Origin of the sequence: Frankia canadensis (assembly GCF_900197875.1) — a bacterium.
Classification (GTDB): domain Bacteria; phylum Actinomycetota; class Actinomycetes; order Frankiales; family Frankiaceae; genus Frankia; species Frankia canadensis.
The window spans coordinates 1-22329 of the sequence record NZ_FZMO01000529.1 but is presented as its reverse complement, the minus strand read 5'-3'; the positions used below and the strand labels follow the sequence as shown (position 1 = coordinate 22329).

The following is a 22329-nucleotide window of genomic DNA, read 5'->3' as shown; positions in this document are numbered from 1 at the left end:
GCCCCGGCGGAAGGCGGAGCCGTGGCCTTTCGTCGCCGGAATGGAAAGGGGAAACGCGTGCTGTGCGGAAGTCAGACGCTGACGGGGTGGGGCCGGTGACCGGGCGGGCGGAATTCGCGATGCCGGGACTGCCGGGACTGCCGGGACTGCCGGGACTGCCGGGACTGCCGGGACTGCCGGGACTGCCGGGACTACCGGGACTGCCGGGACTGCCGGGACTGCCGGCGATGCTGGCCGATCTGAGGGAACTCGTCGTCTGCGAGTCCTTTTCCGCCGACCATGCCGCCGTGGCGCGCAGCGCCGAGGTCGTCGGTGCCCTCGGAACGAGACTGCTGGGCGCCCCACCCGAAACTATGGTGATCGACGGCGTGAACCATCTGCGGTGGACGTTCGGGACACCGCGCGTCCTGCTGCTGGGGCACCACGACACGGTGTTCCCGCCTGGCTCGCTCGACACCCATCCCTGGTCGGTGGCCGACGGGATCGCCCGGGGGCCCGGGGTGCTGGACATGAAGGCGGGTCTGGTGCAGATGTTTCACGCGCTCGCCGCTCTGCCGTCCCCGGACGGTGTGTGCGTCCTGGTGAACGGGGACGAGGAGGTCGGTTCCCCGACGTCACGGGAACTGATCGAGCACAGCGCGCGCGGCTGCGCGGCCGCCTTCGTGCTGGAGGCGTCCGCGGATGTCAGCGGCGCCCTCAAGACCGCCCGCAAGGGCACCTCACGATATGAGGTGGTGGTGCACGGCAGGGGCGCGCACGCGGGCCTGGAACCCCACAAGGGCGTCAACGCCACGATCGAGGCCGCTCACCAGGTCCTGGCGATCGCCGATCTCGCGGCATTGATGGAATCCGACGGCGCCGCCCGCTCCGTCCTCGGACCACCGACCATCACGCCCACCCTGCTGACGGCCGGCAGCACCGTCAACACCGTGCCCGACCAGGCGAGGATATCGGTGGACGTGCGCGTACCGACTCGTTCGACGCAGGCCCGCATCGACGATGCCATGCATGCGCTCGCCGCCCGGACGTCCGGAGCCCGGCTGACGGTGCTGGGCGGCGGACGGCGACCGCCGATGGAACCGGAGTCCTCCGCCGGCCTGTTCGCCCTCGCGGCCGCGATCGCCACGGACCTCGGCCAGCGACCGCTACGGGGAATCGCCGTCGGTGGTGCCTCCGACGGCAACTACACCGCGGCCGTGGGATGCCCCACCCTGGACGGCCTCGGTGCGGTCGGCGGCGGCGCCCACACGGCGTCCGAGTACGTCGAGGTCGCCCAGATGATCCCGCGTACCCAGCTCCTCGCCCATCTGATCGCTCGGGTGCGGGAAACCGGGGTTTCGGCGCCGAAACAAGCGTAATGTCCCCAGCACACGGGAGCTCCCACCCAAGGGGGCTGAGAGGGCGGCTGCCGGGCATTCCGAGCCCGAGCGGGGCCGCCGACCGCCGAACCTGTCCGGGTAATGCCGGCGTAGGGAGCGTGTGCTGGTATGTCGTCAGCCCAGGTCGAAGCACTGCCGGGTAGCCGCAAAATCCATCTTCCGGGGCCACGGCCGGATATTCGGGTGCCGATGCGCGAGGTGGCGCTGTCCACCGGGGACCGCGTCGTGCTCTACGACACCTCGGGCCCCCGTACCGACCCCGCCGTGTCCGTCGACGTCCGGGTCGGGCTGCCGCGGTCGCGGACAGTCTGGATCGCCGAGCGGGACGCCGGGGACGCCGGGGCTGCCGGCGGGAGCGCCGGCGCCAGGCCGGCCGGCGGGGGTGTGGGGGTCAGCGGCGCGACTACCCAGCTAGGCCTGGCCCGGCGCGGTCTGATCAGCCCGGAGATGGAGTTCGTCGCGGTCCGGGAGGGTGTGCCGGCGGAGACGGTCCGCGCCGAGATCGCCGCTGGGCGGGCCGTGCTGCCGGTGAACCGGAACCATCCCGAGAGCGAGCCGATGATCATCGGCCGGGAGTTCCTCGTCAAGATCAACGCCAACATCGGCAACTCCGCCGTGGCCTCCTCGATCGAGGAGGAGGTGGACAAGATGGTCTGGGCCACCCGCTGGGGCGCCGACACGGTGATGGACCTGTCCACCGGCCGTGACATCCACCGCACCCGGGAATGGATCATCCGGAACTCGCCGGTCCCGGTCGGCACGGTCCCGATCTACCAGGCACTGGAGAAGGTCGACGGGAAGGCCGTCGACCTGACCTGGGAGGTCTACCGGGACACCGTCATCGAGCAGTGCGAGCAGGGCGTGGACTACATGACCGTCCACGCCGGCGTCCTGCTGCGTCACGTCCCGCTGACCGCGAGACGCAGGACCGGCATCGTCTCGCGCGGCGGCGCCATCCTGGCCGCCTGGTGCCTGGCGCACCACGAGGAGAACTTCCTCTACACCCACTTCGCCGAGCTCTGCGAGATCCTGCGCGCCTACGACGTGACGTTCTCCCTGGGCGACGGGCTGCGGCCCGGGTCGATCGCCGACGCCAACGACGCGGCCCAGCTGGCGGAACTGGCGACCCTGGGCGAGCTGACCTCCCTCGCCTGGGAGCACGACGTCCAGGTCATGATCGAGGGGCCGGGCCACGTCCCGATGAACAAGATCAAGGAGAACGTCGAGCTCCAGCGCGAGCTGTGCCACGACGCGCCCTTCTACACGCTTGGCCCGCTGACCACCGACGTGGCGCCCGGCTACGACCACATCACGTCGGCCATCGGCGCGGCGATGATCGGGTGGTTCGGCACGGCGATGCTCTGCTACGTCACGCCGAAGGAGCATCTCGGCCTGCCGGACCGGGAGGACGTGAAGGCCGGCGTGATCGCATACAAGATCGCCGCCCACGCCGCCGACCTTGCCAAGGGGCACCCCGGCGCCCAGGCCTGGGACGACGCCCTGTCCGACGCCCGGTTCGACTTCCGCTGGAACGACCAGTTCCACCTCTCACTCGACCCCGAGACGGCCGCGTCCTACCACGATGAGACCCTGCCGGCGGCCCCGGCCAGGTCCGCGCACTTCTGCTCGATGTGCGGCCCGCACTTCTGCTCGATGAAGATCACCCGGGACGTGCGGGAGTACGCCGCCGTCCGGGGGATCGGGGACGAGCTGGCGCTGGCGGAGGGGATGCGGGAGAAGTCAGCCGAGTTCGTCTCCGGCGGCAACCACATCTACCTGCCGCTCGCTGACGTCTGACCCGCGACAGCGCGGCGCCCGGGACGCCCGGCCGGTGGCCCCACCGGCCGGGCGAGGAAACGTCAGAGCTGGGAGCGCTGAGAGGATCGTCTGGCATCGTGGAGTCCGAGCACTCCAACGTCCCAGCGCGTCTCGGAGGCAATCGTGAGTTCCTCGCTCTACGACGACGTCGGCGGCCTGGCCGGGCTGCGGCTCCTGTCCGCGGCGTTCTACCGCCGCGTCCTCGCGGACGAGCTGCTCGCTCCCGTCTTCGCCGACTTCACACCAACCCACCTCGATCACGTCGCCGTCTGGCTGGCCGAGGTCCTCGGCGGGCCAGCGGATTTCTCCGCCCGGCTCGGCGGGCACCAGGCGCTGCTGCGCAGCCACCTCGGGCTCGGCATTCGCGACGAGCACCGGCGACGCTGGCTTGACCTGATGGCACAAGCGATCGACGAGGTCCTTCCGGACCGGTCGGAGCTGGCCGCGACGCTCATGGACTACTTCGAGTGGGGCACCGCCATCGCCCAGGAGGTCTCCCAGGACCCCGCCGGAACCGATCTGGGCCGGCCGGGCCCCACCCCGCGCTGGGGATACCAGGGCCTGGTCCACTGACCCGTCGGCGCTGGGGAGCGAGCGGCGCCGGTCACTCGTAGGCGCGGCAACAGATCTCCAGTTCCATGCCGTCCGGGTTCGCGGAAGAACAGAGACCACTCGGAGCCGAGACGCTGGATCTCGCCGAGGTCGGCTCCCAGCTCGCGCAGCCGGTCCCGGGTCGCCTCCAGGGTCGTCAACGAGTCGACGGCCAGCCCGAAGTGGTCGATCGGGCCTCGCCCGCCCGGGCGGCGCGGTCATCGACGCGCTCCGCCGCGGAACGGTACCGGCCGCTGGGCTCGACCTGCTCGCGGTCGGGCTGGAGACCTTCACCCCCGCGCCTGACCGCGAGCTGGACACGGCGGCCGGCGGCGGATCCGTGTTCAAGGCCGTCCGAGGAGAGTACGGACAGGCTTGCCGCCGCCGTCGACGAACTGCTCGAACGCAGCCTGGCCACGGTCTCGACGCGTGCCCCGATGTTCGCCCGCCGCCGCCGCGTTACCAGTCCTCCGCGGGCAGGTGAGCCTGGCAAGCCGGCGGGATCAGGTCGTCGTCACCTCGTCGCGTGCGTGCAGGGTGGCGAGGTCGGCGGCGGCCCGGCCGGACGCCCATCCCTCGGCGTCGGACGACGTGCTGATCGCATGGGTGGTGAGCTGCGGGAACATCGTCTCGAGGGTGTCCTGGACGGCGTCGGAGCGGGCGGCGAGCACGGGCAGCAGCCGGTCGTCGCTGGCCTCGGCCGCGGCCTGCTCGCCGGCCCGCTCGGCCGCGGCCGTCAGGCGCTGGCCGACGCGGATCGCGAACGAGGCGAGGAACGCCTGGCGGAACGACCGGGTCCGAGACCGTCCGTGACGGTCCTGGCGGCTTCCGGCCCCCGTCATCGCCGTGGTCGCCTGGACCAGCAGAGAGGTGTAGAGCAGCTCGACGGCGTCGAGGTCGGGCCGGAAACCGACCACGGTGGCGAACCCCAGGCTCTTCGACCACACCGCGCGGCACCGGTTCGCGACGGCGATCACGTCGAGCAGACCGGCCTTCGGTGACTCATACGGACTGTCGACGCCGATGCGGCGACCCACCGGTCGATCGCGGGATCCCTCCCGCGCCGCCAGCAGCGCCTCGTCGATGCTGTGCCGGGCCATGAGCTGCTGCGCCTTGGCGGTCAGCGCCTCGGCCTCCTCGACGAACCCGGTCGACTCCGCCTTCGCCAGCAGCGCGCGAACCCGGTCGAGCACGCGCGTGTCGGTGCCGTGGCCGGTGCCCGCCCCGGTGCCCGCCCCGGAGCGCGCCGTGGATGGGCCCGACGGGTCGCGTCGCGTGGAACCCGGCGGCGGGCACAGGGTCTCGATCGGCGGCAGGCAGTGCACCACGGCGAGCAGTTCCAGCGCGTCGAGCAGGACCTCCCCCCGGTCGCGGCTCTCCCGCTCGCCCCAGCCGTCCAGCCAGGCGTCGTCGTCCGTCCACCACACGCCGGCGTCGAGGGCGTCGAGCTGGCCGGCCCACCGCTCGTCGACGGTGGGCGCCGCGTACTGCCGCATCTGCGCGGCGATGGCGTCGACGACGAGCCGCGTGTGGCGCCCGCTGGCCTGGCGGCGAACGATCCGGTGCAGGTCGACGGGCTGCCAGCCGCGCGCCCAGGCACCCTCGATCGCGCGGTCGAACCAGCCGCGCAGGGCCCGATTGACGACGCGGCGTCCGACCGTGCCCGGCGCGGAGCCGAGGATGCTGACGACGTCGGCCAGCACCGCGTCCTCCTCGTCGGCCCGGGCCTTCACCCCCGTCGCGACCAGCTGGTCGGCGAACCGGAGAGCCTCCCGCTGGCCGCGCTCGCGGCGAAACGGACCCGCGGCAGTCCCGTTCGCCCAGCCCAGGCCATCGCCCCAGACCCCGCCATGATCTTCGAATTCACCGGGCCCAGCGGCCCCACCGCGCTGACCGGGCTGCTCGCCGTGCCGCTGGGCCTGGGCACGCCCCTGCTCCCTGACGCGGTCCGCGCGGGCCTTCTGCTTCGCCTTGCGTCGCTCACGGTTCCGGCTGCCCATCGCCACCTCGCCTATGTCGGTTCGACCGGCCTCCCAGGGCCGTCTCCACGATCACACGCCGGCCGGGACGGTCCGCACCGGGCCCGCCACGACGGCCCGCGCCACGACCACACCCCGGGAGCCTCGTCCCCACGGCCACGGAGGCCGGCTGGCCACGCGAGCCGCCAGTTGGCCGCTGGATGGCCATTGCCGGTGATTCTGGCCAGTCGATCGCCAGGGTCGCGCGGTCGGCTCGCGGTCCGTAACGGTAGATCGTGTCGTCTTCGGTCAGAAGGCGGCTGTCGCGCAGGCATGGAGGAGGTGACGGAGCGCTGAGGCGTGACCCCATAGCCGCCTCGCCGGCTGGCCCCACCCCCCCATGCCCCGTAACTCTTTGTGATCGATCCCATCGCTTGTTCGCAAGCAGGAAAATGGCGCGAAATTCCTGGTCATGGGAACCGTCGGGTTGGAAATGGAGTGGTGGTCTGCGCCTGGTCGGCGTAGTTCTGATTACCTGTTGTAGTTGTCGACGTTCCGGTGGCCCGTCGATCGCCTCGCTGAAATGGCGGTTGGCGGGGCCGGCGTCGGATACCTGCCCGGCCTGACTAGGTCAGGGACATGGTGCGGTGTATGTTGCGATTGCGCACGGCCATGCCACGGTGTCCATGCCGATGGGCCGTTTTTCGGGGTGAACACGCCGCGGGGATGGCGAGGAGCGCGAACGGCCTGGTGCCAGTGGCGCCAGGCACCGCGTGAGCCTTTGGGGGAGGCGCACAACAATGCCCGACCGAACTGTTGTCCTGGGCGAATGGATTCCCAGAGCCCTGTCGGTCGCGGCGACCGTGCTCGCGGTCGTCGCGGCGACGATCGCGCCGGCCCTCGCCGCCGTGACGCCCGATCACGCACCGGCGTCGGTCACGCCGGCGGCGCTGTCGACCGCTGGGAGCGGTCCCGCCACAGTCGGCGCCGACGGCCGTCCCAAGGTCCATGCCGTGGTGCTCGTCGACGAGTCGAACAGCGAGAGCGTGGAGTCCGTCCGCCACGAGGCCGACGCCGCGGGCCTCATCGCCAACAGCGGGCAGCTCGATCCGTCCTCCGAGATCGCCGTGGTCGGCTTCGGTACCGACGACTACCCCGAGGTCAGCCAGCGGCCGCACGGCGCCACCGATGAGGCCTGTCCGATGGCGCGGGTGGCCAGCGCCGACTTCCGGACCTGCCTGTCCACGCTGCACAACCGCACCCGCGAGGAAGGCAACGGCACCGATCACGAGGCCGCGCTGACCAAGGCCCTGGACATCCTCGAAGCGAACAGGGACCCGGCCTTCTTCAACGTGGTCTTCCTGCTGACCGACGGCGGCCTGCGGGTGGACAACGTGTCGCGCTTCGGGGCGAGGCTCGCCGACCCGCAGGCGACCGCCGACCAGCGCAACGTCGCCGCCCGCCAGGTGATCGCCACCCAGGTCGCGCCGCGGGCACGAACCCTGGGCGCGCAGATCTGGCCGGTCGGCTTCGGCAGCGGGCTGGATGAGAACTGGATGCGCCAGCTCGCCACGTTCGGCGCCGGGGTGAACCCGCTCTGCCAGGGGGTGCCGGTCGCGGCGCCGGTCTACCACCGGGCCAACACCGCCTCCGACGTCGGCCAGACGCTCGACCAGGTGCTGGCGAACGCGAGCTGCCAGGGCTACCAGCAGCGGCAGGACGACGGCGGCCCGGGCAAGCCGGTGACGCTGTCGCTGACCATTCCGCCGACCGCGTCCAGTGCCACCATCAACGCGCTGAAGCGCGATCCGAACATCAAGATCACGTACACCGATCCGCGAGGTAATCGGGTACTGGGCAGCGGCGAGCAGAACGGCTCGCGCTTCACCCTGAACACGAGCGCCCCGGACTCCGAGTCGCTGTTCATCTCCAGGCCGTATCCAGGGGACTGGAAGGTGACCTTCACCTGGCCGCCCGGCACCCAGCCCCGCACCGTGCTGGCCGACCTCACCTGGCTGGGCCAGCTCAGCTCGGTGGTCCGGCTCGTGCCCTCCTCCCCGAAGCCGGGCCAGGCGGCGAACGTCTACGTCTCGCTGCAGACCAGCAGGGGCGAGCCGATCGACCCGAAGCAGCTCACGGGCCTGAACTTCCAGGCGTTCCTGGCCGGGGAGGGGTTTCCCGACCGGCAGGTGCTGCTGGCCGATGACGGTCGCGTCGCCGACCAGAAGGCGGCGGACGGCACCTTCTCGGGCCGGGTACAGGTACCGGAGAACGCGTCCGGCCTGCTGCGGCTCACCGGCAGCGTCCAGGGCGAGGGCCTGCGCGGCACGCTGCAGTCGGCGTCCTACCCGATCGCCGGGCGGCGTTCCGGCGGCGCGGTCCTCCAGGTGCCCGCCGTCGGCGGCGTGCACCGACCGGCGACGATCACCGCGACCCTGCGCGCGGACAACCCCGGCTCGTCCCCCCGGCAGCTGCGGGTGCGGCTGGAGGGCCTGCCGGGGCTGTCGGTCTCGCCTGCCGACCTCACCGTGCCGGCCGGGGCCAGCGGCTTCACCCAGGCGCTGACGATCTCCGTCGCGGCCGACGCGGCCTACGGGGCGCGGTCCGGGCTCGCGCGCGTTCTCGACGTGTCGGCCGGCGGGCAGGACGTCACGCTCGACGACGAACAGCTCAACCTCACGGTCAAGGCGCCGCCCGGCTTCGTCGCCAAATACCTGTATCTGCTGGTCCTCGTCCTGGTCCTGGTGCTCCTCGGCATCGCCGCCGCGCTGGTGCTGCGGGCCCGCTGGCGCCGTCGCGTCGACGTCTGCGATCTGCAGGCGAACGCCGCCCGCGGCGATCTGCCGCCCATCGACGTGGCGGCGCCGCGCAGGTGGGCCGACCGCTTCCGGTTCGTGCTGCACGACCAGCCCGGCTTGCCTCTCAGCCTGGCGCTGGCCAACCCCGGCGACACCGCGAACGTCTACACCGTCCGCCGCGCGCGGCACGGCCAGCTCACCGTGGTCGGCCCGGGTGGCGAGAGCCGCACCGACCAGGCGGGCACCCGGATCCCGCTGCCCTCGGGGGCGACTCTGTGGCTGCAGGACCGGCGGGTCCAGCCGGCCGGACCGGCTCCGCTCGCCTCGGACGACCCGTGGGCGGGTGGCGGCGGCCAGGGACCGGACAGCGGGCACGATCCGTTCGGCGCGGGGTCCGCGGACCCGTTCGGGGCACCGACCGGCGGTCAGGATCCGTTCGCCGCGCCCGCGGGTGGCCCGGACCCGTTCGCCGTACCGGCCGGCGGTCAGGACCCGTTCGGCGGCGGGAACGCCGGGGGTGGTGGTCACGCCGGTGCCGATCCCTTCGCCGGCGCCGGCGCCGCCGGCGGCCACGGCGCGCGGGGAAACGGCGGTAGGCAGCCGGCGCCGGACCCCTTCGCCGCGAGCGCCGGTGGCGACCCGGCCGACGGCGCCGGCGGTTTCGGCGGTGACGGCTCTGGCGGCGGATACGGAGCCGGCGGATACGGAGCCGGCGGATACGACGGCGGCGCGGACGGCTACGGGTCGGTGTCCGACGCGCCGACGCTGCGGCCGGGGGCGCAGGCGCAGCCGGGCGGCACCTGGGGGGACGACTGGAACACGACCCAGTTCTGACCCTCGGCGCTTGTCCGACCCGGCAGCCACCGCGGGGCGGTGACGGTCGTCGGAACAGGCACCTCGGCAGTACTCGACGCGGACGACGCGGACACGGATCGGAACAGGCATGGTGACGCGGGACAGCGCCTTCGGGCTGAACATCTACCAGCCGTTGGTCTTCGTGGGCCTCGGAGGAACCGGCTGCGCCATCGGGACCGAACTCGAGCGGCGGCTGCGGCAGGCCCTGTGCGGGCCGGACGGCACGGCGTTCGCCGAGCGGATGGGTGTGCACGGCAACTCCGGCTACCTGCCGTTCCAGCTGCCGGGCTGTCTGCAGTTCGTCTACGCCGACCTGAACGAGACCGAGCTGGACCGCATCCACGGCGCCACCGTGCCCGCGCCGGTGCACCAGCAGGCGGCCGCGCGCAACGCCCACCTCGTCCGGGGGCTGGTGCCCAAGTTCCAGACGTACTCCGACGTCGCCGGCAACCTGCGGATGACCGCGGGCCCGTACGTCCAGTCCTGGCTGCCGCCGACCCTCGACGAACCGCTCGTCGCACCGATCACCCGGGGCGCGGGGCAGCTGCCCACGGTCGGCCGGGCCGCGCTGTTCGAGACGGTCCGCGAGGACGTCGGCCCCGGCCAGCAGCCGCTGCGCGAGGCCATCGACGCGGTGAGCCGCGCCGGCGCCGAGCTGGGGGTGCTCGGCGGGAAGTCGAACCGGTCCTGCGACGTGTTCGTCGCCTTCTCGGTTGCCGGCGGCACCGGCGCCGGCATCTTCTACGACTACCTGCATCTGATCGCGGACGCCTTCGACCGGGCCCGCATCGGCGCCCAGATCTACCCGCTGGTGCTCATGCCGAGCGCCTTCGACGAGGGCAGGGGCGGAGGCCGCTCGGCCCAGCTCAACGCCGGCCGGGCGCTGCTCGACCTCTTCCGGCTGGTCGACGACCAGAACGCCCGCAAGGCGCGGCGCGTTCTCGGCCACTCCGACAACATCGGCCGGCCGGTCGACGTGGCCTACCCCGGACGGAAGATCCAGATCGCGCCGGGCACGGTGCAGACCGGGTTCCTGTTCAGCCGCACGCCCGGTATGGACAAGGACGACATCCACCGCTCGATCGCGTCCCTGGTGCTCTCGCTCATCACCTCCGAGCAGCAGGCCGAGCACGCGGTCGTGGTCGGCCAGTCGTTCCAGTCGTTCGCGGACTCGTTCATCAACGGCGCCGCGACCCGCAACACCGCCGCCGACTCCGGTATCGGCCACCGTGGCGTGTCGACCGCGCTGGTCGCCTCGCTGACCGTTCCCGGCGACGACCTCGCCGAGCTGGTCGCCGGCCGGCTGCTGGCCCGCGCCGTCCCCCAGCTCGACACGGCACCGCCCGGCGGCAGCGAGCACAACGTCCCGCTGATCGGCCGGATGGCGCGCGCGGCGAACCTGGGGGAGATCCTCGATCGCCCCGACCTGCCGGTGCCGGCGCCGCGGATGGTCGACGGCGCCGCCGAGATCCGCAAGTCGCTCACCGACTACTCCGACAGCATCGGCGCGGTGCTGCGCGCGCACGCGCAGCAGGTCGACCAGCGGGTGCAGGAGATCGCCGGCCAGCGATTCCAGCCGGTGGAGGCCGCGCGCGTCCTGCTCACCGAGGTCGACGTCTTCCGCCTGCAGCGGCTCGTCCGCGGTCATCCCGGACTGCCGGACCCGAACGACAAGACCGGGCTGCTCGGGCTGCTCGAGGCCCGCAAGAACACCCCGCCGCAGCTGCCGAACCGGCCGCCGACCGCGGCCGCCGCCCCGCTGCTGCCGGACATCCGCAACCGGATGACCTCGAAGGCCAAGTGGGGCGACCCGCCGGCCCAGCAGGCCGTGGCCACGCTGCAGCACTGGCACCGGTGGAACACCTGGCGGCTGTGGCACGAGGCGTGGGGCCGCCAGTCGCGGGTGTGGCAGTCGAAGATGAACACCGCCACCGGCTACCTCGACGAGTTCGCCGAGGCGCTGCGGGTGTTCGCCCGCGCCGAGCCGGACGAGTTCGACCGGCGGACCGTGGCTCTCAGCCAGGACCGCACCGGCATCCGCCAACTGCTGCCCGCCGGCGGCAACCTCGACGTCTTCTACCGCACCGTGCTGCGCGCGTTCCTCGCCCGCGGCCAGCATCCGGAGGGATCCGCCGAGGCGGACGTCGTGCGGGTGCTGGTGCGCGGCGAGGACTGGACGAAGGCCTTCGAGGAGATCAGCGAGCGCGGCGCGCCGCAGCGCGCGGTCGCGAGCCTGCGGGACCGGCTCAAGCAGGAGGTCAAGGCGCTGTTCGCGGAGGCCGAGGGCGGCGGCGTGCCACTGCTGCCGTCCATGGGCCGGCTGCTCGCCCGGGCCGCGAGCAGCGCGGCACCCGACGTCGACCCCACCGACCTGCGCCAGTTCCACGATCAGCTCCGCGCGCTGCTGCCCGGCGGGTTCACCCCGGACGGCGCCGGTCAGCTCAAGATCCTCATCGCGCATCCGGCCGTCAAACAGGTTCCCGAGACCGAGGTGGCGGCCTGCCTGACCCAGGAACTCGCGCTGCCCGCGGACCAGGGCGTGACCCCGGAGTACCGCGCGGGCCAGGCGGACTCGATCGTCGTGGTGCTGTTCCGCTCGTCGATGGCCGTCAACGAGGTCCGCGAGGTCCGCGAGCTGCTGCGGTTCTGGTCGCAGGCGCTGGTGGTCAACGATCCGGCGGACTACCTGCGCTGGCGGCAGCGCCTCGGCTACAACTACGGCTGGCTCGCGATGACCGAGGACAACCGCGCGGTCATCCTGCACCGCCTGCTGTGCGCCATGTGGAACGGCCAGATGACGGTCACCGGACCGCTCGAGTCGCCGGAGTCCGTCCTGGTCAAGGCGGTGGAGTACGACGAGGCGCAGTCGATGTACCTGCCGCTGCGCCGGGTCGGGCAGACGTCGTCGTGGGGGTCGCTGCTGCGCGCCTACGAGCAGGCGATCGTCGAGGACGACGACGAGGCGCGCCGGGCGTTCACCCGCAGCCTTCGCACGATCCGGCCGCGGGGGCACACGGCCGAGCCGCAGCCGCCGTCCGAGGCGTACCGGGCGTTCATCGACGTGGCCGAGAAGGAGGCCGCGCGGATCGAGAAGTTCCGCGACGGCCTGCCGCCCGCCAGCCGCAGCCGTCTCGACCAGCTCCTCGAGTTCTGGACGAGGACCGTGCCCGCGGCCCAGGACCTGCCGTTCCCCGACGACGACGCCATCCGCAGCAACCTGCGGGACCTCTACGACTACGCGACCGGCACGCCGTGACGACGGATCGACCGCGGTGATCAGACGACTGTGACGGGGGATGACGGTGACGGGCAGGCGACGGTGACGGGCGGGCGACGGTGACGGGCGGGCGACGGTGACGACCCCGGCGTTCGTGGGCGGGTTCGGCGCGGGGCAGGGCCGCGGGGTCGACGACGACGCCGTGGTCGTGGTCGTCGACCTGCGCGAGGAGCCGCAGCGCGCGCTGCGCACCCCGATCGGCGCGATCCAGCGGGAGTACCAGAGTCACCTGCGCCGCAAGGGTGTGGACACCAGCCGGGTGCTGGTCCTCGCCGACGCCGACCTGCTGTCCGAGTACCGCCAGGTGTTCATCCAGCTCGCCGGGGCCCCGTCGGTGTCGGAGCTGCTGCTGCTCGCACTGGGCCGCCAGGGCGGTGGTGAGCGGCTCCACCTGCCGCCGATCCCCGAGCTGCCCGTGCTGTGGGCGGGCGACACCCGCGGGGTGCGCTGGACGCCCGGCCAGCCGGGCCGGGCGCTCGGGCTCGACGAGGACGCGGCGGCGAACCTGGCCGGCCTGGTGCAGGCGCTGAGCATTCCCAGCGTCTTCACCCGGGTGCGCGAGCACGTGCTGCGCACCTGTGCGCACCAGGCCGCGACCCCCGCCATCGCGCTGCTGCTCGGCCGCGTCGACCGGGAGATCCTCGACGAGGCGGCGGGCCACGCGTTCGGCCACTTCACCCAGACCGGCCCCGCCGGTTCCGGCACCCCGCCGCCCGACGAAGCAGTCAAGATCGACCAGCTGCTCACCGGTGCCGCGAGCCAGGACGTCGCGGGCATCGGGAACATCGTCGACCCCCGCGGCTCGCTGCCGCAGGCGGCGGCCAAGGCCCGCGCACACCTCACGACGGCCGAGGATCTGCTCACGACGCTGCGCGAGGAGCCCTTCACCCGCAGACGTCCGGCACCCGGCGGCGGCGAGGTGCCCGCCGGCGAGCTCGTGTGGACGGAACTGGTCGCCGCCGGCACCCACCTCGAGGAGCTCGCGCGGGGGCTGCACGAGGCGCTTCGCACCACCGGCGGACAGGAGGGCATCGGCCAGAAGCAGGCACACGCCCTGAGCGTGCTCGGCATCCAGGTCGGGCCGGTGCCGGCGGCCGAACCGGGCGAGGTGCGCGCCGCGCTGCGCCGCCAGACCGACGTGGCGCTCACCGCCCGCGAGCCCCTCGCCGCGATCGCCCTGCGGCTGCGGGAACTGGCCGGGCGGGCGGCGCCGACCGGCAGCGCGCCGTACGCGTCCCAGGTCACCGAGATCTGCCCGGCGGCGTTGTTCGACACGCTCAAGGTGCCGCCCCGGTTCCCGCGGTGGCTGCACACCGGCACGCTGTCCACGGCGTTCGTCGGCGCACTGCTCGCCGGCCTGTGGTGGCCGTGGGGACTGCTCGGCGCCTCTCTCGCCGTCGGGGTCACCGTCTACCTGTCGGTCCAGCTGTACCGGCGGCGGCCGGTTCCCCAGCCGAAGCACTCCCCGGACCCGCGGGACGTGTCACGGCTGAGCCCGCTCTGGTTCTCGCTCGACGCCGTCGCCGGCGGCGTGATCGGTGTGTCCGCCGGCGCCTCGGCCGGCTCGATCGGACTGGGGCTCGGCCTGCCGTTGCTGGTGGTGGGCCTGCTGCTGACCGCCGCGCCGCTGCTGTGGTGGCGGCGAGCGGTGGACGCCTGGCGCCGGAGCCTGCGGCTGACCGACGCGGCCGGTGCCGTCAGGGCGCTGGGTGACCTGCTGCGCCGGGTCGCCCTCAACGAGTGGGTGCTGGCGAACTACCGTCTCGGCGGCGCCCGGCTGGCCAGCGGGCTCGCGGACGCGGTCGAGGCGGCCGCGGCCACACTCGCCGAACGCCGGCCGACACCCGTCGGACCCTCCGCCTTCGGTTCACCGCTCGGCGCCGGACAGCCTGGCGGCTTCGGTCCGTCCGGTGACGCCGGCCCGTCTGGCGGGTTTGGCGGGTTTGGCCCGCCCGCCGGTTTCGGCCCGTCGGGTGGTTTCGGTCCGCCGGGTGGTTTCGGTCCGCCGGCCGGGATGGGCCAGCCCGGCGGGTTCGGCCCGATGCCGGGAGGAGCCGGTGCCACCGACGTCGTCGCGACGGCCGACCGGGAGAGCGGCACGACGCTCGGCATCGCCCCCGCGGTCAGCCGGCAGCTGCGGGCCAATCGGGGGGCGCTCGCCGAGATCGTGACCGACGATGTCGCGGCGGCCATCCGGACGGTGATCAACGCGCATGGCGAGGAGATCGCCCGGGAGCGCCGCGACGACATCACCCGCACGGTGCACGACGCCCTGACCTCCCTGCTCGGCGCCTACGACGAGCATCTGGAGCGGCGCGGGCCGCTGGCCGCCCCCCCGTTCGACGCCGACCACCGCCGGCGTGTCGACCTCGCCCGCAAGGTGTGGCTCGGCTCCCCGGAACTCGACCGGCTGCGTCATGCCACCGCGAACCTCCCGGGCCTGCTGCAGCTGACCAACGAGGAGGACCTGCGGCTGCTCGACCAGACCCCGGATGCCGCGCCGATCGTCCGCTTCGTCCCGGGCGTCGCCGACCCGGTCCGCGACGAGGGAACCGGTTCCCCGGACATCGCCGGCCTCATCCGCCTGACCCAGCTCAACGCCGCCTCCGCCCGCCGCGCCGACCCGCCCAGAGCCCGCCGCCCGCTCCCGGCCCCCGTCGCCGAGGACGCCTCCCGCGCCGAGCACGCCTCCCGCGCCGAGGACGCCTCCCGCGCGCAGGCCGGCTCCCACACTGAGTCCGGCCTCGTCGCTGAGTCCGGCTCCGTCACCGAGTCCGGCTCCGTCACCGAGGCTGGTTCCGTCGACGCGGCCGACCCGCCCGACGGCGTCCCGGCCGCGGACCCGCCGGCCGCCGTCGCCGGACGGGCGGCGGACGGGACGCCGCCGGCCGCGGCCCCGCCGCTCACGTCCGACTCGTCCCGCCCGTCGCCGAGATCGGCGCCGCACCCGCAGCCCGCGCCGTCCCCGTCGGCGGTTCCGCGCGCACTGTCGGCCTCGTCCGCGTCCTCGGTTCAGTTCGCGCCGCCCGACACCCCCTCGTCGCCACCGGTGCCACCGGTGCCCGACGTGTCGCCAGGTGGTGGTGAGGTTCATCCGGGCGCGACGGCCGGCGGGCCGGGAAGCGCGGCGTCGGTCCGGTGGGCTCGCCCGGATCCGCGTCCGGGCGGCTGGGCTGGCGGCGACGGCGGCGACATCGGCGGTGACGACGACGAGGACCGGACGATGCACATGCCGCCGCCGGCTGCCGGCGTGAACATCTCGCCGCCGCCGGCTCACCCGACTCCTCCGCTGGATGAGGAGAACGATCTCTGGTGATCCTTCAGGTCCTCGTTCTGACCGCCGGCCTGCTGGGGCTCGCTCCGCTGGCCATCGCCTCGTGGCCGATCCTGCCCGGGTTCGTCACCTGGCTGCGCCGGACCACCGTCGCCCGCCGGGATGGCGGGCTGGGAGGCGGTCGTGGCTGACGTCGAGAGCTTGAGTTTCTGCCGGCCGGATGGGTCGCGGGTGGAGTGGGAGGTGGAGATGGCGCCGGGCCCGGCAGATGAGACGCGGAACTTCCGGACCCGGCACGGCCGCTACCAGAACTTTCCGCTGGCGATTCGGTATGCGATCGGCGGGGAGAGCGCGGAGTTCGCGCTGGAGAACGCGATCGCGATGGGGCTGCGGATGCTGCGGCGGTTTGACGTGGATCGGATGTGGCCGTGGGAGGAGAAGCCGCGGCGATATCCGTGGGAGCTCTCGCGGCTGGTGGGATACGACGTGGACTGCGACCAGCCGTTCGTGATCACCATCGAGTTCGGGATGCCGTTGGCGGGGTTGCGGTCGTCGGGGACGGCGGGGTCGTTGTCGTCGCCGGATGACCTGCGTGCCTTCGCGTCGGGACTGGCACGGGGGCTGGTGGTGCTGGATCGGCTGGGTGTGGTCCATCGTCAGGTGCGGGACAACACGGTGCACTGGGACGCGCGGAGCCGGCTGGTGCAGATCAATCGGTTCGAGTACGCGCGACGGGTGGGGGAGCCGCGCGGGCGGTTGGCGCAGGTGCGGGTGCCGGGGGAGCGGACGGCGCGGGACTGGGAGGCACCGGAGCAGATCAGCGGTGGTGGTCTCGTCGATGCTCGGGACGATGTGTTCAGTGTGGGGTGCGCGATTCTGAGTGTGACCGCGCACGGGCTTCGGCTGGGCACGGACGGCCTGCCGGACATAGCCGCGAGCGGGATACCGTCGCTCGCGAACGTGCTCCGCGGTGTCTTCTCGCCGGTCGCGAGCCGACCGGAGGCGGCGGAGCTGCTGGGTCGGTTGGGGAACGCGATCGCGCCGGGTGACCTGCCTCGGCCGGAGACCGACGGGTTCGGCGAGGGACGGGCCGAATACGACCGCATCGTGGTCTCGAAGAACCCGAGTTGGTCGGCGTTCGCGGTCAGCGAGCCGCCGCCCGGACCGCGCCCGCCAGTGTCACCTGAACCGTCCTCGCCCGGGCCCGGCCCGTCCGGGCCGTCCGGGCCGTCCGCCCCAGTCGGGCCGACCGGGCCGCAGCGCCGGCCGCGGCGGGCCCGGCGTGGCCGGAGGTAGTGCGATGAGCGGCGGCGACGAGCGCGGCGGCGGGCAGCCGGTCACCTGTGTGATCTGCCTGGAGGAGTTCGACTGGGACGGCAGCCGGGTGTTCCGGCGCAACGCCCAGGGGATCCCGGAGCCGGTGACCCTGCCGGCCAGGGAAAGCCTTCGCTGGAGTGCCGAGGCGAAGGGCACCATTATTCGCTGTCCCAACCGGATCGGCGACGACGCGCACTACTTCCCGGTCGGCTTCGTCCTGAACGACCGGCCGATCGTGATCGGTCTGGTGGGCAATTCGTCGGCGGGAAAGACCTGCCTGCTCGCCGCCATGTCAGGCGAGATCGACCGGCAGCGGCTGGGACCACGCGGCCTGCAGACCGTTCCGGTGAACCTGACCGAGCACAGCCAGTACCGCACCGCGGTTGTCGACCCGTTCTACACGCGGGGCATAGCCCCGCCGCACACGAACATCACCGACCTGGTGAGATACGCGGACTCGGTGCTGTTGACCTCGTATTCCGGGCACAGCTTTCCGCTGGTCTTCTTCGACGCCGCCGGCGAGCAGCTGAAGGGACTGCACGGCGACGAGGTCGCGCTGCGCTTCCTGCATCGCGTCGACGGTCTGATCTTCGTCGCGGATCCGACGCTGGCGCTGGACAGCGCGCGGCGTGGGAATGACAGCGGCATCATCGACGATCCCACGTACGCCGCCACCATCGCGGGCCTGCGGGACCGCCCCTCGGAGGCGCACCGGCGCAGGCTGTCGATTCCGGCGGCTCTCGCGATCACCAAGTCCGATCTCCTGCGGTTCGAGCCCCCGGTCGACCAGTGGCTGAGCCGGCCCGCACCGTCGGTGCTCGACGTCGAACTCCTGCATCGGGAGAGCCGGGACGCGTACGCGTTTCTCTACCAGCGTCGCGCCACCGCCTGGCTGTCGCCGGTCGACCAGTTCGAGCAGTGCTCGCTGCATTTCGTCTCCGCCAGCGGCTCGTCGTTCATCCAGCCGGCCGGCGACGGGGAACTCGGCCGATTCGCGCGTCCGGCGCGACCGCGTCGGGTGCTGGAGCCCCTGGTCACCCTTCTGGCGGCGCTGGGCAGAATTGACGACCACTTCGTGCGGGGGAGCTAGCGGAATCCGATGGACATCGTCGATCAGGCCCTGCTCCGATATGACGCGCAGGCGCTCGCCTTCCGGCCGGTTTCCTCGACGCTGGCGGACGGTGATCAGCTTCTCAGCAGCCCCCGGTTCGTCGCCCTGGCGGATGCGTCCTACCGGTCGCAGGACGTGCAGGCGCGCGCCAGCCTGTCCTTCGCGCGGGTGCCGGGGGACCCGCAGAACCGCGGAATGATCATCTGCAGGGTTCCGGACGTCCGCTCGCGCCGACTCGCCGCGGCGGCGCATGTGCTCATCGGCCGGGAGCTGAACGCCGGGACCGCGCTGGCGCTGTCCACCGCCTGGCCGCACTGGGACTGCACCGGCGGGGCGGCCCAGCCGCTGCAGCCGCTGGGCTGGTCGGGGCTGAAGAACGACGCCCAGCAGCGCAACCTCGACCTGCAGGCCGCCGCCCGGGCACCGGAGCTGGAAGCGGAGCTGACGCGGCTGGTCGACGCGCTGCTGCGGGTCGGGACCGGGCGGCTGGCGGTGATCGGCTATCGGTCGGACCCGGCTCTGCTGCTGGCGGGCGCACGGGAGATCCTGCGGGATTTCGTGGCGGAGGACTGGACCTTCTCGACGGGGGAGCCGGCGCAGAAGGCGGGCATCCGGATCACGTTCATGCTGCCGGGCGGCAGCGTGATGTCCGATGCGTACGCCGATCTGAGCGCCTATGACGCGGGCTCGTCCCAGCTGGTGTCCGTGGCGATCCTCGTGCGCGCCTTCATGAACTCGACGGACTTCAGGTCCTGGTCCGCCGAACGGGCCGAGCTCGAGATCAACGACCTCGACAGCCTGCTCGCCTGGGCCTCCCGCGGAGCGCCGTCGGCCCAGGCCGCCGTCCAGCTCGAACGCAACGCGCACGCGGAGGCTGCTCGGCAGTGGGAGCAGGCGCGAGGCGTGTGGGACTCCCAGCGGCGCGGCTGGGAGGCCAGTGCTCTCGAGGCGGAGGCCGAACGGCAGCAGCTGGCCGACGAGCTGGGCCGCACGCGGGATCAGCTGGTCGAGAGGGAACGAAAGCTCGCCGCGTCCCGGACCGAGGTGACGCATCTGCGCGAGTACCTGGCGGAGGCCGAGCAGACGGTGGTCGAGCTGCGGCAGGAACTCGGCGTCGCCAGAACCGGGCAGGCCAGGCGGGAACAGCAGGGGGCGTCGTCGATCGCCACCGGGCCGCAGGGCGGTCCGGCGCAGGCCGTTCAGACCGCTGCTGCCGCCGCCGCTGCCGCTGCCGCTGCCGCTGCCGCCGCTACTGCCACCGCCGAGACGGACAGGCAGACCGCCGCGGCCCGGCCTGGTCCGTGGACGCCGGACGCGTCGCCGGGATCGCCGCCACCGTCCACGGTCGTTCCGCCGCGCACGCTCGGCTCCGTGGGCCCGGCCGAGCGGCGGATGTCGTTCCCGCACCTCGACCCGGTCACCGTCTACATCGCCGTCGTCGTAGTCTGCCTGCTCGGACTCGTCCTGGTGGCGCTGGTCAGTGATGTGCTGTGGTGAGCACGGCGGGCAGCCGCCAGGCCGTGGACGGGCGGCTGTCGGTGGACGGCCCGCTGGTGGCGACGACGGGGCTGTTCGCGCTCGCTCCGGCCGCCGTCGCGATGCTGCTGGTGGCGGGGCTGCGGCAGCACCGGCCGGATCTGCGCGTGCCGCCGGCGTCCATGGTCGTGCTGCTCATCGGCCTGAGCGGATGGGCCGCGATGCTCGCGGCGGCGGTGAGCGCGCGGGGCTCGTCGCCACGACGCACCGAACCGTCGGGTGATCCTGACCGGGTCGTCGTGCCGCTGGTGGGCGCCGTCCACCTGCTGGTGGCGTTCGGTGTGCTGGTGCGGCTGCGGCTGGCGGGGGCCGGCGACGGCACCCGGTACCCGCTCACGGGGCTGATCCTTCCGCTGGTGGTGGGCACGGGTGGCCTGGTTCTGCTGGCCGGACTGGTCCGTGCGCTGCGGGCGGCGCCGTGGAGTCTCGAGGACGACGTCGTCCTGTCGCGGGTCGGCAGGTTCGCCGTGGTCGCGGCCGTGGTCGCGGTCCTGGTCGTCGGCCTCGCCGGCTACGACCACGGCGATCATCCCCGGCTGCGCCTGCTGGGCGCGGGCGTCCGGCCCGGGGCCATGGTGGCGCCGCTCGTGGTCGCCGCCTTCGCGCTGGCGGTGATCAGCTTCGACCCCCGCCTGGTCGGTCGCTACTCCTACGACGAGCAGGGCGACAGAGCGGCCACGGCACGGGTGGCCACGGCCATGCTGGTCATCATCGGCCTGGGCCTGGTGCCGATCCTCGGGACGCGCCATCCGGTGCCGGCGTTCGCCACCGTGGTCGCCCTGGCGGTGCTCGTCGCGGCGCTCACCGGTCACCGCGGGCTGCCCGCGGCGGGGTGTGGCCTGGTGCTTCTCGAATACCTGCTGATCGCCTGGGCGCAGGGGGTGTTTCACCACGACAACGGCTCCCGGGCCGCGGCGCTCGCGCTGGCCCGGGGTGGGCTGCTCGGCAGCGGGCCCGGCCAGGGGCTCGTGGAGGCCTACGAGCCCGGCCAGGGGGTGGGCGCGGGTGGCGGGCCCACGGGCACGGGCCTGGTCGCGGATCGGTACGCGCTGAACGTGCTCGCCGAGGAGGTGGGACGGGTCGGTCTGATCGTCGTGCTGGTCGCGGCGGTGATGATCGGGCTGTTGGTCGTCCGGCTCGCGGCCCGCGCCGGGCGCGGGCCGCTCGGTGCCTGGGCGTGGAGCCTCGCCGCCGCGACGGCGGTGACGCTCGCGCTGCCGCTCGTGCCGCTGGCCTGGTCGAACGTCAACGTCGAGGCGGCGCTGCCCGGCGTCGCCTCCGACGGGGTGGGCCTGGTCGTGCTGCTGTGGACGGTGGGGGCGCTCGTCGGCGTGGCCAGCGGGCGGGAGGTCTCCGACACGGCTCCACCAGATCCCGAGCTGCGCAGCCGCGTTCCGCTCGGTGGGGTGAGCCGGGTCCGTTCCGACCGGTGGACGTGGCTCGAGCGGCGGTGCCGGCGCAGTGCGCCGGGGCTGGTGGCGGCGGGCTGCGCGCTGCTGGTCCTGGTGGCCGTGATGGTCGGCCCCTCATCCGCGCAGCACCAGCGTGCAGGCGTCGCCCGGGAAGATCAGTGGATCAGGGACGCCGACCGTCAGCGGATTGGCATGTTCGGCGGGGTGCCGCTGGGCTGGCCGACGGCGGACGGCATCGATCCGACGGTCAGGAAGGTGCTCGACGACACCGTCGGGACCGTTCCCCGCTGCGCCGCGCGGCCCCCCGCGCAGGCCCGCGGCGATGGCCTGGGACCCGGCTGCCCGCCGCTGCCGACGGCGGTCCTCGACGTCAAGGGGCAGCGGGCGGCGTTCCGGGCGCTCGAGGAGAGCGGTTTCGACGGGTCGGTCGTGACCGTGGAGGTGGGCAGCGGCCGCCTGCCGGTCCTCGCGAACAGCGGGGCCGACGCGGCCGGCTGGTGGGCCGCCGCGCCGATCGGCGGCATGACGCGGCACCTGCTGGCCGCCACCCTGAACTCCGACGCGACGCTGGGCCGGGCCGTCCTCGGCGACCTGCGCCGCGCCGAACTCACGGAGCACGCCGCCGACCTGCTCAAGGCCGATCCGGCGTTCGACGCCGGGATGGTCGACCGCGCCCGCCACTCCCCGCAGTCGACGGAACCGGCCCTCGCGCCGCTGTTCACCGCGGTCGACCGGCGGATCAGCGACCGGTACAGGCGGTGCGTCAGCGACTTCGGCTCCTACGATGCCCCGCCGCGTTTCGCCTCGGACGGGGACTGTCCGCTGCGGTTGGCGGGGGCCGTGCTGGCGGACGGCGGCGGACCGGGCCACCCGAGTGTGTCCGGCCAGTCCGGCAAGGCCACGCAGCCGGATTCTTCGACCCCGGCGCCCCCGCCCCCGGCTAGGGACCGCCCGGCTGGGACGACTCGCCTCCGTGGGCGGAGGCCGCTGGCGCGTCCGCCGC

The 22329-nt window shown here is 73.3% G+C and carries 13 protein-coding genes; 12 read left to right on the top strand and 1 reads right to left on the bottom strand.

Annotated elements, in window-relative coordinates; genetic code table 11:
* Positions 1-119: 119 nt before the first annotated feature.
* From C1A33_RS28505 to C1A33_RS38470, 4 genes are all read left to right on the top strand, one after another.
* On the top strand, positions 120-1358 hold the full coding sequence (locus tag C1A33_RS28505) for a M20 family metallopeptidase (protein ID WP_207770550.1): 1239 nt from the start codon (positions 120-122) through the stop codon (positions 1356-1358).
* A gap of 129 nt (positions 1359-1487) precedes the next feature.
* A complete protein-coding gene (gene thiC, locus C1A33_RS28500) occupies positions 1488-3176 on the top strand; it encodes a phosphomethylpyrimidine synthase ThiC (protein ID WP_101834953.1) in 1689 nt (562 codons plus the stop codon).
* Between the two features lie 144 nt (positions 3177-3320).
* On the top strand, positions 3321-3770 hold the full coding sequence (locus tag C1A33_RS28495; RefSeq protein WP_101834951.1) for a group II truncated hemoglobin: 450 nt from the start codon (positions 3321-3323) through the stop codon (positions 3768-3770).
* Positions 3715-4272 carry a BREX system ATP-binding domain-containing protein gene (locus C1A33_RS38470; RefSeq protein WP_341477274.1) on the top strand — a complete coding sequence of 186 codons (558 nt, stop codon included), beginning with the start codon at positions 3715-3717 and terminating at the stop codon, positions 4270-4272. The genes C1A33_RS28495 and C1A33_RS38470 overlap by 56 nt, the downstream gene beginning before the upstream one ends.
* A gap of 19 nt (positions 4273-4291) precedes the next feature.
* Here the strand turns inward: C1A33_RS38470 and C1A33_RS28480 are convergent, their stop codons facing one another.
* Positions 4292-5788: a DUF2786 domain-containing protein gene (locus tag C1A33_RS28480; RefSeq protein WP_101834947.1), complete on the bottom strand. Its 1497-nt coding sequence runs from the start codon at positions 5786-5788 to the stop codon at positions 4292-4294.
* Positions 5789-6546: 758 nt separating this feature from the next.
* Here C1A33_RS28480 and C1A33_RS28475 point away from each other — a divergent pair.
* The 8 genes from C1A33_RS28475 to C1A33_RS28440 form a co-directional block, all read left to right on the top strand.
* Positions 6547-9378, top strand: a complete 2832-nt coding sequence (locus C1A33_RS28475; RefSeq protein ID WP_133150872.1) for a vWA domain-containing protein — start codon at positions 6547-6549, stop codon at positions 9376-9378.
* A 109-nt stretch (positions 9379-9487) separates the two neighbouring features.
* A complete protein-coding gene (locus tag C1A33_RS28470; protein ID WP_101834943.1) occupies positions 9488-12655 on the top strand; it encodes a tubulin-like doman-containing protein in 3168 nt (1055 codons plus the stop codon).
* A 97-nt stretch (positions 12656-12752) separates the two neighbouring features.
* Positions 12753-15992, top strand: a complete 3240-nt coding sequence (locus tag C1A33_RS35390; protein WP_165818630.1) for a hypothetical protein — start codon at positions 12753-12755, stop codon at positions 15990-15992.
* Entirely contained in the window at positions 15989-16141 is a 153-nt protein-coding gene (locus tag C1A33_RS35385; RefSeq protein WP_165818629.1) for a hypothetical protein, read from the top strand. Before C1A33_RS35390 ends, C1A33_RS35385 begins: the two co-directional genes overlap by 4 nt.
* A complete protein-coding gene (locus C1A33_RS35380; RefSeq protein ID WP_165818628.1) occupies positions 16134-17246 on the top strand; it encodes a serine/threonine-protein kinase in 1113 nt (370 codons plus the stop codon). Before C1A33_RS35385 ends, C1A33_RS35380 begins: the two co-directional genes overlap by 8 nt.
* A gap of 4 nt (positions 17247-17250) precedes the next feature.
* The gene (locus C1A33_RS28450; RefSeq protein ID WP_101834938.1) at positions 17251-18357 is read left to right on the top strand and encodes a TRAFAC clade GTPase domain-containing protein; all 1107 of its coding nucleotides are present in this window, start codon (positions 17251-17253) and stop codon (positions 18355-18357) included.
* 9 nt (positions 18358-18366) lie between these two features.
* Positions 18367-19875, top strand: a complete 1509-nt coding sequence (locus C1A33_RS28445; RefSeq protein WP_101834936.1) for a hypothetical protein — start codon at positions 18367-18369, stop codon at positions 19873-19875.
* On the top strand, positions 19872-22329 hold a 2458-nt coding region (locus C1A33_RS28440), incomplete at its 3' end, for a hypothetical protein (protein WP_133150870.1). The genes C1A33_RS28445 and C1A33_RS28440, both read left to right, overlap by 4 nt.